Source organism: Acinetobacter sp. 1294596 (assembly GCF_000582925.1).
Classification (GTDB): domain Bacteria; phylum Pseudomonadota; class Gammaproteobacteria; order Pseudomonadales; family Moraxellaceae; genus Acinetobacter; species Acinetobacter radioresistens.
Genome location: NZ_JFCC01000076.1, coordinates 1 through 6,300 on the forward strand (window position 1 = coordinate 1; position 6,300 = coordinate 6,300).

5 protein-coding genes are annotated in these 6,300 nt (G+C 37.5%); 3 read left to right on the forward strand and 2 right to left on the reverse strand.

Translation table 11 applies throughout. The annotated features are described in order from the left end of the window. Positions 1 to 362 precede the first annotated feature (362 nt). The 3 genes from J502_RS17245 to J502_RS15550 all read left to right on the forward strand — a co-directional run bounded on the left by J502_RS17245 (position 363) and on the right by J502_RS15550 (position 2,630). The gene (locus J502_RS17245; RefSeq protein ID WP_372410743.1) at positions 363 to 584 is read left to right on the forward strand and encodes a DUF456 domain-containing protein; all 222 of its coding nucleotides are present in this window, start codon (positions 363 to 365) and stop codon (positions 582 to 584) included. A 307-nt stretch (positions 585 to 891) separates the two neighbouring features. Then, on the forward strand, positions 892 to 1,221 hold the full coding sequence (locus J502_RS15545; RefSeq protein WP_005405728.1) for a hypothetical protein: 330 nt from the start codon (positions 892 to 894) through the stop codon (positions 1,219 to 1,221). 254 nt (positions 1,222 to 1,475) lie between these two features. Continuing rightward, positions 1,476 to 2,630 carry a hypothetical protein gene (locus J502_RS15550; RefSeq protein WP_005405940.1) on the forward strand — a complete coding sequence of 385 codons (1,155 nt, stop codon included), beginning with the start codon at positions 1,476 to 1,478 and terminating at the stop codon, positions 2,628 to 2,630. Between the two features lie 354 nt (positions 2,631 to 2,984). Here the strand turns inward: J502_RS15550 and htpG are convergent, their stop codons facing one another. Both htpG and J502_RS15560 read right to left on the reverse strand, forming a co-directional pair. After that, the gene (gene htpG / locus J502_RS15555) at positions 2,985 to 4,907 is read right to left on the reverse strand and encodes a molecular chaperone HtpG (RefSeq protein ID WP_034685097.1); all 1,923 of its coding nucleotides are present in this window, start codon (positions 4,905 to 4,907) and stop codon (positions 2,985 to 2,987) included. A 609-nt stretch (positions 4,908 to 5,516) separates the two neighbouring features. Continuing rightward, positions 5,517 to 6,116 (reverse strand): OmpW/AlkL family protein, encoded by a 600-nt coding sequence (locus J502_RS15560; protein WP_005405769.1) that lies wholly within the window; start codon positions 6,114 to 6,116, stop codon positions 5,517 to 5,519. Positions 6,117 to 6,300 lie beyond the last annotated feature (184 nt).

The following is a 6,300-nucleotide window of genomic DNA, read 5'->3' on the forward strand; positions in this document are numbered from 1 at the left end:
TACCAAAGTTTAAAATAACTTTAATATAGCTACAAGAGACACTTTTTATTAACTAAAAGCAAGGTCAATATAACAGCACTTCAACATTAAAATTTTCTATTTTCCTTAATATAGATGACTAACCTGTTTTATTTTTACATGAGGGAAAATATATGACTACTGCAAAAAATGATAGCAATACTTCAAATACTCATGCATCTACACAACATGACAATCAGCAAGAATCAAGCGTAATGAACAATGTCATGGAAAAAGTAGATCAAATTAAAGAAAAGGCACAAGATAGCCTAGAGAAGATCAATAAAGATGCAGCAGAGCATGGTGGTGTAACCAATATGGTTAAAGATAAAGTAACTCATATGATGGATAACGCTGGTGGTCAAACAAATAGTAAAGGCAAATCTGGCTATGATACCTCTGCAGGCAAAAAATCACGTTTTTCTCCTACAGTTAAAGGTGTAATGATTGGAGCTGTAGCCGGTAGTGTATTACCTGTATTTGGCACATTTAGTGGTGCGATTATTGGTGGTATTGCAGGTAAAATGTATGACCGTCGCTGCAAGATGAAACTATCTCACTCTTAATTCTGTTAACTGAATAATAATTTAAAATCAGCTATATCTCTTTCCTACTCCTCATTCCCCCATGAGGAGTTCTTTTTATCTAGTTAGCCATTTTCAGAGCAGTTTGTTTTTTTATATAACTTTCCACGCGAACATAGCTAGCATCAGCATCTGTAGAGCAAATGTAATTAATGCCTGTTTTTTAGACACTTTTATAAAGTTGTGGCTTTTTAAAACAGCAATTCAGATAATGAAGTATTAAAATAAACCTTACTGTTAAGATAGTCACTCTTATACAGACCGTTTTTTTTAATGAAGGAATTTTTTCATGGGCTTTATGAAATCTGTAGTTGCTGTTGCCATAATTATGGTATCGGGACAGGTATTGGCTGCAGGCGAAGCTATGAATACTCAGCCCATAACAACAGAAGGCAAGGTATCCGATAATCAACTACAGAATAAAACCCGTTCAGCGGCCAAATCTGAACTTTCGGTTGAAAGTACCAAGCAAGAAGCACAAGCTCCTTTGAGCAAAACAGAACAGGAAAAACAGAGAGCTGCGGCTCAAGAACAATTAGAAAAGATGAAAGAAAAAACAATTGCTGAAAGCTCACCTAGAAAAGGCTTTTTTCAATGGTTTAAGAAGTCTGCTGTCTAGTTATTAGAAAATTGTTAAAGAGAGCCATAGTATTGGCTCTTTTTACAAGCGTCTTTAAATTTAGCATTCTATACTTTCAGCTAATAGGCTCATAAAATGGGCTTAATCTGACAGTCTATAACAGTATAAATTAGTCTAAATACTCTAACGTTAAAATAATAAAGGATTTTTTTTTATTTTGTAGCTATATCTTGCATTTATAGGACAAATCAACAAAAGTGTTAGCCGACAAATGTAACAATAATGATTTTACAATGAAAAAACTTAAGGTTTTAAATTTATTTTTACAAGGGCTAATCTTTACGGCTGGGGCATTAGGTAGTGCATATAGCTTTGCTGAAACTAAAACAGCCACTCTTCCCTACGCCAATTATCTAGGCGATAAAAGTCAGGATAATGAACCTGACTTGCCTGTTGAAGAGCGGGGACCAGAATGGCTGGACTATATCCCATCATGGGTAGATAAAACGCCTACTCTGTTACCCAAGCAGTCTGATGAACCTATTGTGCCTCCAACAGAGGTAACTGAAGACAAAAGTTGGGCCGACCGCAAACAACGTCAGATCCGCAACTGGGCTGATAGATCTTCAAATAAAATTGATAACTGGTTTGGTGAGACAGATCCAAACAAACCAGCAGATGCAACACTACGAATTTTAATTGATAACCGCTGGGATAAACATGATGGCTATGAAATTAAACCGCGTATTCGGGGTAAAATTAATTTGCCCACCTTGGAAAAACGTTTAAGCATTGTATTTGGTGATGAATCTCTTGATAACGAGATTCGTAATAATGTCGCAATTAGTAATGAAAACCGTAATGAACCGGGTAAATCTCTTGATACGCGTCGTACCCGTGAAGAAAATTCTTCTCTTGCTTTACGCTGGTCGAATTTTGCCAAGCGCCTACCCTTTGAAATTGATGCTGACTTAGGTATCCGCTCAGGTGATGATATCTATGCGCGGATAAAGGCCGAACGTGATTGGCAACTGCGTAATGATTTTACTTTCCATGCTGAACAAATCTATCGTTATGGTATCGACAGTGAAAATTATTTAAGGACCAATCTGGAACTGGTGCATGCCCGTCCAGAGCAACCTGTGCTTGCTAACCAGTTTTCACTAGTCTATGCCGATGAACAGGATGATGACCTCACTTGGGACAACCGTGCCTATCGCGAACATCAGTTCTTTGCCGGAAACCGTTTTAACTATGGACTTTATACGGGCGGTTTTTATAATAATAGCGACCTGCGTTTAAACAGTTGGGGGCCCTTTATTTCATGGCGCCAACCGCTTTGGCGTGAATGGTTCTATGTACAGGGAGACCTGAATTATCAAAATGATCAGCGTGAAGACCGGAGTCATTACTTAAGTACACTGGTGCGTCTGGAAGCAATTTTTTAATTTAACAGTAAATTAATAGGTAGAAAGATATTGTATAGATCTACAAAGTCATTAAATACAATACGCTGCTATATAGGAGTGTATTCCAATATATTATGAGTCCTCATAGAAACTTATTTAAATATCCAGTTTATAGAGCTTAAAGGTTTAGTTTTTTAGTCATATTAATAGATATTAGTATGGCCAAAATGATAAGGTAATCACTAAGATTATATTACCCCAGTTAATTCTATAATTTGAATTGATTTTATAGATTATTTATTTAAGCCTAAGCTGAATGAAAGTTTTAAATAAACAGATTTATAACCACACCATATAAAAAAGCCTCCCAAAGGAGGCTTTTTTATAAAAATTTTATTTCAGTAATAGACTATTGATACGTTTTAGATAGGCTGCCGGGTCTTCTGGTAAGCCCCCTTCTGCAATCATGGCCTGATCAAAGATTACGTTTGCCAATTCATCAAACTGCTCAGTATTTTCAAGCTTTTGTACCAGCGGATGTTCAGGATTAATTTCCAGAATTGGTTTGCTCTCTGGAATAGGCTGCCCGGCCTGTTTCAGCATACGAACAAGTTGCGGAGAAAGCTCACCTTCAGCTGTAACCAAACAGGCCGGTGAATCAACCAGACGCGTAGTTACACGGACTTCTTTGGTTTTATCTTTCAAGGCTCCACTCAGCTTTTCTACCACCGGCTTAAGCTGTTCCTGTGCTTGTTCAAGAGCTTTTTTCTCTTCTGCATCCTGAAGATCACCCAAGTCCACTGCCCCTTTGGAGATATTCTGCATCGGCATGCCATCGAACTCATTTACAAAGTTCATAGCCCATTCATCAACACGCTCAGACATCAGCAGAACCTCAATACCTTTCTTTTTGAATAATTCCAGCTGAGGGGAGTTTTTGGCAGCAGTTAGACTATCGGCAGTGACATAATAAATTGCCTTCTGACCGTCCTTCATGCGTGCTTTATAATCTGTCAGAGAAGTGGTGACTTCATCATTGTTTGAAGTTGCATAGCGTAACAGTTTAAGAATACGCTCACGATTGCTGAAATCCTCTCCTAAGCCCTCTTTCAGCACTGCACCAAATTCAGTATAGAACTGCTTAAATTTTTCCTGGTCTTTTTCATCTTCAGATTTAGCCAAGGTATCAAGCATGGTCAAAATACGGCGCGCATTGCCTTCGCGGATGGTTTTAACATCACGGCTTTCCTGTAGCAATTCACGACTCACGTTTAATGGAAGGTCAGCACTATCTACCACGCCCTGTACAAAACGCAGATAATTTGGAATCAGGTTATCTGCATCGTCCATAATAAAGACACGCTTTACATAGAGCTTGATACCAGCTTTGGCCTCACGAGTGAAAATATCATGTGGTGCTTTACTCGGTACATATAACAACTGGGTATATTCGGTACTGCCTTCAACCCGGTTATGTGCCCATGCTAAAGGAGCTTCAAAGTCATGCGTTAAATTTTTATAAAACTCGATATATTGCTTTTCGGTAATCTCGTTTTTATTACGGGTCCAGAGTGCACTGGCTGAGTTGATAACTTCCCATTCATCAGTTTTGACCATCTTGCCACCTTTGGCTTCTTCACCTTCGGTCGCTTCTTCTTCCTGCCAGACTTCTTTTTGCATCTGTATTGGCAGGCTGATATGGTCAGAGTATTTATTCACAATCTGTTTAACTTTATAGCTTTCCAGATACTGCAACGCATCTTCACGCAAATGCAGAATAATATCTGTACCGCGAGATACTTTTTCAATTTGCTGAACTTCAAATTCGCCAGTACCACCGCTAATCCAGCGTACGCCTTCATTTACTTCAGCCCCAGCACGCCGTGACTCTACTGTAATCTTGTCTGCTACAATGAAACCCGAATAAAAACCGACACCGAACTGTCCAATCAGCTGAGCATCAGATTTTTGATCGCCTGTTAGTTTAGACATAAAGTCTTTCGTACCTGATTTGGCAATGGTACCCAGATTATCAATCGCTTCCTGTTGACTCAGGCCGATACCGTTATCAGAAATGGTTATGGTTTTATTATCTTTATCCAGACTAATACGCACATGCAGATCTGGATCGTTTTCATAATATTCAGGATGGTTGATACCTTCAAAACGCAACTTGTCACAGGCATCTGATGCGTTAGAGATCAGTTCGCGAAGAAAAATTTCAGGATTGGAATAGAGAGAATGAGTAACCAGATGTAATAACTGGGCTACTTCAGCCTGAAAGCTATAGTTTTGTGATGTGCTTTGTTCACTCATGATTCACTCCTTCAGATAAGCAGTCATTTTTATTGAATGCCTTATCAATGGAGTGTGGCTTATATTTTTCAATAGATCCGGGTAAATATTTTTATTTTAAAAAGGTCTTTGTGGGTATGACTATAATCTGTAGCCCTCCGGTTGCTGTAACTTGTATACGTCCTGAAAGCATGTGATAGAAGCAACATACTGGTCACGCAGATAAAACTATTTTACCTATTGTTTCTAAATAATAGCGGGAATAGGCCTATTAGTACTCACTGCTTCACAATAGAATAAGTTATCGCTATTTTAGTATTGGTATCAGGTAGAGTCTGGTATCGGCAGATGATAGGCTCACTTGAAGTTTGAGTCTTTCATAAAAAGAAATATGGCAGTATAGTAAAACTGATATTTCTAAAAATAGTCTGCCTGCAATCCCATATTTCAATCTAACCGCCTCTTATCTGAAATTAATTTAAAACCCGATTAAAAAAAACCCTATAGATTAGGGGCAATGATTTTTAACAAGAATGAAATAAATAAAAGCTCTGAATGATTTTTAATCTTTTTATTGTGTTATACCCTGACATCCTGTCTGGGTATATGGGTTTTACATATTTCAAAAATTTAGAATTTATAACTATAGCCGAGTGTATAAACCCACGGATTAATATCCAGCGTACCAATATCTGTACCATTTAAACTCAAGTCAGATTCAACCTGTGCATAACGTACATCGACAAATACTCCCCAGTTTTGTGCATCAGCAGGCTGGAAATTAAAGCCCACCTGTCCGGCTACACCATAGGTCACATCAGCTTCAAGTTTTGCATCAGAACCTTTGAGTTTTTCATCCCATGGCACGGCTACTGTGGCACCGATGCCAACATAAGGTGTAAAACGGCTGGCATTCTTGAAATTATATTTTGCAGTAAGCGTTGGTGGTAAATGTTTAAAACTGGCTTCCCCTACATTTTCCAGAATAACATCATGTTTAAATGGTGTAGCAAGCAGAAGTTCTACAGAAAAAGGGGAATCTGCAAAGAAATATTCTATCGATGGAGTAAAGCCAATTTCATTGCTCACGGTTGCTGTTGTGTTTGCAATCGTCCCATTATCATCATTTTGAGGAGCCAATACACTAGCGCCCATTTTCACTTGCCAGTCCCCAGCAAACACAGAAGTAGATAATCCCAGCAAAGCAAAAACAAGTATATTTTTTAACATATTTAAATCACCTCAACAATTAACATTTTTATAATAATCGTGTGTATTAATAATATGCAATAGTATAAATAATATAAATTATATTTTATTTTTAATACATTGATTTATAATATTTTTATTTTAAATTTACTAAAATACTAGGTTTTAAATTATAAGAAAAAATATTAATCCGAGTAATACAATA

What these genes read in the sequence shown, in the direction of transcription:
- J502_RS17245 (WP_372410743.1), top strand. Translation starts at nt 363, where the DNA reads ATGGATAACGCTGGTGGTCAAACAAATAGTAAAGGCAAATCTGGCTAT.
- J502_RS15545 (WP_005405728.1), top strand. Translation starts at nt 892, where the DNA reads ATGGGCTTTATGAAATCTGTAGTTGCTGTTGCCATAATTATGGTATCG.
- J502_RS15550 (WP_005405940.1), top strand. Translation starts at nt 1,476, where the DNA reads ATGAAAAAACTTAAGGTTTTAAATTTATTTTTACAAGGGCTAATCTTT.
- htpG (WP_034685097.1), bottom strand. Translation starts at nt 4,907, where the DNA reads ATGAGTGAACAAAGCACATCACAAAACTATAGCTTTCAGGCTGAAGTA.
- J502_RS15560 (WP_005405769.1), bottom strand. Translation starts at nt 6,116, where the DNA reads ATGTTAAAAAATATACTTGTTTTTGCTTTGCTGGGATTATCTACTTCT.